Origin of the sequence: Falsiroseomonas oryzae (assembly GCF_027856955.1) — a bacterium.
In the GTDB taxonomy this organism is placed as follows: Bacteria; Pseudomonadota; Alphaproteobacteria; order Acetobacterales; family Acetobacteraceae; genus Falsiroseomonas; species Falsiroseomonas oryzae.
The window spans coordinates 1-3,806 of the sequence record NZ_JAPSMD010000481.1; the positions used below are offsets into that span (position 1 = coordinate 1).

Sequence of the window (3,806 nt, forward strand, 5' to 3'; positions counted from 1 at the left end):
CGCGCGGCGCGATGCGGCGGCCCGCGCCGGACGCGGCTGGCGCCTGGGAGCCCTCCCGGAGATCCGGCACGAGCGGGCCCTCGCGCCCGCCCTGGCGGCGCGTCCCACGCGCAACCCTGCCCGCGCCGGCAGGTGCCGGCAAGATGCGGCGGTGACGGCGGGCCCGTATGAAAAAGAATGCTTATCAAAAATAATACTTATCAACCATAAATTGCGCTACATCTTGAGGCTTTGTCAGTTTCTGTATAGCACCGTTCCGAAGGTGAACGGGGCCCTGCGATGAGCGGATCGACGATCAACGGGGTTGCGCTGAACCCCGGCACCAACGCCGAGGGCTTCTACTGGGACGGCACCACCTGGCAGCCCATCACCCCGCTCAACCAGGCCCAGATCACCCACGCCGCCAACGAGACCGGACCCTATGCCGGCGCCATCCCGGGCACCCCGCCGCACAGCCTGGCCTACTACGGCGCCAGCGCCACCTCCGACGGCGCCGTCTCGCTGGGCGGGGCCAACGACTTCGCGGACGGGCGCGGCGGCGCGGAGACCATCTACGGCCTTGGCGGCAACGACTTCCTGGTCGGCGGCACCGGCTTCGACCGGCTGGAGGGCGGCGCCGATGCCGACACCCTGATCGGCGGCAGCGTCACCGGCTTCAACGGCTCCCTCGTCACCGGCACCTCCAGCTTCACCCCCGTCAATGACGGCCTGGCAGTCGACACCCTGATCGGCGGTTCGGGCAACGACACCTTCATCGTCACCGCCGCCTCGGATTCGATCGTCGGCGCCGATGGCGACGGCGTGGACACCGCCCTGCTCGCCGGCCCGACCAACTACACCCTCCAGGGCGCCGCCTTCGTCGAGAATATCGGCCTGTTCAACCCCGCCAGCACCACCGGCGTGTCCATCACGGCGGCCGGCAGCGGCGCGCAGTCGATGTCGGGCGGCGCCGGCAACGACACGCTGAACGCCGGCGACGGCAACGACAGCCTCTCCGGCGGGCTGGGCAATGACAGCCTGATCGGCGGCAACGGCAACGACGTGGCCGAGGCCGGCGGCGGCAACGACACCCTGCTCGGCGACACCGGCACCGACAGCCTCTCCGGCGGCAACGACAACGACAGCCTCAACGGCGGCAACGGCAACGACACGCTGGATGGCGGCGAAGGCAACGACACGCTGCTCGGCGACACCGATGCCGACAGCCTCTCCGGCGGCAGCGGCGACGACAGCCTGAACGGCGGCAACGGCACCGACACGCTGCTCGGCGGCCTGGGCGCCGACACCATCTTCGGCGACACCGACAACGACATCCTGGACGCGGGCGGCGACGACGGCGCGGCGGACAGCCTGAGCGGCGGCAGCGGCGCCGACAGCCTCGCCGGCTACGGCAACGACACGCTGGATGGCGGCGACAGCGACGACCTGTTCACGCTCAGCGGCAGCAACAACACGGTCTTCGGCGGCAGCGGCACGGACATCGCCACCTTCGGCCCCTCCGGCAACTACACCTTCACCTCCACCGGCGGCCTGAACAACTGGTCGGTCACCGGACCGGGCGGCGTCACCCACATCCTGAACAGCGTCGAGAACGTCCGCGGCGTGAACGGCGTGGACACGGTGATCGGCGGCGGCGGCACGTTCTATGTCTGCTTCGCGGGCGGGACGCGGATCCTGACGGCGCAGGGCGAGGTGGAGGTGGAGCGCCTGCAGGCCGGCGACCTCGTCGCCACCCTCTCCGGCCGCGGCGCGCCCATGAAGCCCGTCCTCTGGGTCGGCCGCCGCCGCGTCGTCCTCGCCGGACACCCCAACGCCGAGGACCTCGCCCCCATCCGCATCCGCGCCGGCGCGCTCGCCGAGCAGACCCCGCACCGCGACCTCGTCGTCTCCCCCGACCACTGCCTCTACCTCGACGGCGCCCTCGTCCCGGCCCGCCTGCTGGTCAACGGCACCACCATCACCGTGGAGCGCGAGACCACCGAGGTCACCTGGTACCACGTCGAGCTCGAGGCCCATGACGTGCTGCTCGCCGAGGGCGCCGCGGCCGAAAGCTGGCTCGACTGCGACAACCGCAGCTGGTTCGAGAACGCCGCCGTCGCCCAGATCGCCGTGCGCGACAACCTCCAGGCCGCCGGCTCCGGCTGGGACGCCACCCGCGCCTGCGCACCCCTCGTCCATGGCGGACCCCAGCTCGCCGCCATCCGCAACGCCATCGCCGCGCAGGGCACCGCCCTGCATGCCCCTCGCGACAGGGCCCGCGCCGCGATGGCGTGAGCCTCTGGCGGCCGCGGCCGGGCACCAGCCCGGCCCGGCCGTTCCCCCCCGCCCGCGACCGCCCCGGTGCTGCCCTTTCGCCACAGACGAGAGGTTGGGCGGGTGCGACATTAACGAATGGGCGAGAACTGCGCTTGAGCAATCACCTGTTTTTGCATATGGGGTAAAGTGAACGCGAGCAGGTGGGGCCGGTGGTATGAGCGGATCGACGATCAACGGGGTTGCGCTGAACCCCGGCACCAACGCCGAGGGCTTCTACTGGGACGGCACCACCTGGCAGCCCATCACCCCGCTCAACCAGACCCAGATCACCCACGCCGCCAACGAGACCGGACCCTATGCCGGCCTGATCCCCGGCACCCCGCCGCACAGCTTGGCCTACTACGGCTCCAGCACCGCCGCCGACGGCGCGGTCTCGCTCGGCGGGGCCAACGACTTCGCGGACGGGCGCGGCGGCGCGGAGACCATCTACGGCCTCGGCGGCAACGACTTCCTGGTCGGCGGCACTGGCTTCGACCGGCTGGAGGGCGGCGCCGATGCCGACACCCTGATCGGCGGCAGCGTCACCGGCTTCAACGGCTCCCTCGTCACCGGCACCTCCAGCTTCACCCCCGTCAATGACGGCCTGGCGGTCGACACCCTGATCGGCGGTTCGGGCAACGACACCTTCGTCGTCACCGCCGCCTCTGACAGCATCGTCGGCGCCGATGGCGACGGCACCGATACCGTCCTGCTCGCCGGCCCGACCAACTACACCCTCCAGGGCGCCGCCTTCGTCGAGAATATCGGCCTGTTCAACCCCGCCAGCACCACCGGCGTGTCCATCTTCGCCGATGGCAGCGGCGCGCAGTCGATGTCGGGCGGTGCCGGCAACGACACGCTGAACGCCGGCGACGGCGACGACTCCATCGCCGGTGCGGGCGGTAACGACGTGCTGATCGGCGGCGCCGGCAGCGACCAGCTCGCCGGCGGCGCCGGCGTCAACACCGCGAGCTACGCCACCAACACCGCCGCCCAGGGCATCAACGTCACCAACACCGGCGGCAGCGACGGGCTCGGCGGCACCGACAGCTTCACCGACATCCAGCGGGTGGTCGGCGGCGCCGGCGCGGACACCATCGACCTCACGGGCAGCCAGGTCGTTGCGGAAGGCGGCGCCGGCGACGACCTCATCATCGTCGGCGAGACGGCCGGCGGAGGCACCGGCATCGTCGCGGATGGCGGCAGCGGCACCAACACCCTTGCTTTCAACTTCACCACCAGCGGCAACCTGACCGTCACCGATATCGGCGGCGGCCAGTTCAGCCTGAGCGGCCCCGGCGGCTTCACCGCCACGGCCAGCAACTTCGGCAGCATCCGCCTGGCCGACCTGACCACCACCGGCTTCGGCACCGGCACCTTCTTCGTCTGCTTCGCGGGCGGGACGCGGATCCTGACGGCGCAGGGCGAGGTGGAGGTGGAGCGCCTGCAGGCCGGCGACCTCGTCGCCACCCTCTCCGGCCGCGGCGCGCCCATGAAGCCCGTCCTCTGGG

3 protein-coding genes are annotated in these 3,806 nt (G+C 71.3%); all 3 read left to right on the top strand.

Annotation, left to right across the window (positions count from 1 at the left end; translation table 11 throughout):
• Nucleotides 1–283, top strand: a 283-nt coding sequence (locus OZN99_RS27400; protein ID WP_270938396.1) for a hypothetical protein, incomplete at its 5' end; no start/stop codon positions are given.
• A complete protein-coding gene (locus OZN99_RS27405; protein WP_270938397.1) occupies nt 280–2,274 on the top strand; it encodes a Hint domain-containing protein in 1,995 nt (664 codons plus the stop codon). The genes OZN99_RS27400 and OZN99_RS27405, both read left to right, overlap by 4 nt.
• Before the next feature lie 196 nt (nt 2,275–2,470).
• The coding region (locus OZN99_RS27410; protein WP_270938398.1) for a Hint domain-containing protein at nt 2,471–3,806 on the top strand (1,336 nt) is incomplete at its 3' end.

Excerpts from the sequence above, each read along its gene's own strand:
- OZN99_RS27405 (WP_270938397.1), top strand. The coding sequence starts at position 280 with ATGAGCGGATCGACGATCAACGGGGTTGCGCTGAACCCCGGCACCAAC.